This window comes from Pseudomonas sp. CGJS7, assembly GCF_036961695.1.
On sequence record NZ_JBAMDI010000321.1, the window covers coordinates 1 to 647 of the forward strand.

A 647-nucleotide genomic window follows, 5' to 3' on the forward strand; every position below is an offset into this window, starting at 1 on the left:
AAGCCGGTCCCAAGGGTATGGCTGTTCGCCATTTAAAGTGGTACGCGAGCTGGGTTTAGAACGTCGTGAGACAGTTCGGTCCCTATCTGCCGTGGACGTTTGAGATTTGAGAGGGGCTGCTCCTAGTACGAGAGGACCGGAGTGGACGAACCTCTGGTGTTCCGGTTGTCACGCCAGTGGCATTGCCGGGTAGCTATGTTCGGAAGAGATAACCGCTGAAAGCATCTAAGCGGGAAACTTGCCTCAAGATGAGATCTCACTGGGATCTTGAATCCCCTAAAGGGCCGTCGAAGACTACGACGTTGATAGGTTGGGTGTGTAAGCGCTGTGAGGCGTTGAGCTAACCAATACTAATTGCCCGTGAGGCTTGACCATATAACACCCAAGCAATTTGCTGACGCAGATTGCGGTGGTGAAGACGAAAGACCCGAAAATTCGTAAGACCACAAATATCGCATATCCGAATTCGCTGGGCTGTCCATCTGGACATTCTGGCAACAGAATTTCTTGACGACCATAGAGCATTGGAACCACCTGATCCCATCCCGAACTCAGTAGTGAAACGATGCATCGCCGATGGTAGTGTGGGGTTTCCCCATGTGAGAGTAGGTCATCGTCAAGATTCATTTCGCAAAACCCCTATCTGC

The 647-nt window shown here is 51.2% G+C and carries 2 rRNA genes; both read left to right on the forward strand.

Annotated features, from left to right (window positions below):
* Positions 1 to 375, forward strand: a 23S ribosomal RNA gene (locus V7787_RS52890); the annotation flags it as partial.
* A gap of 131 nt (positions 376 to 506) precedes the next feature.
* A 5S ribosomal RNA gene (gene rrf, locus V7787_RS52895) occupies positions 507 to 622 on the forward strand.
* Positions 623 to 647: the final 25 nt, after the last annotated feature.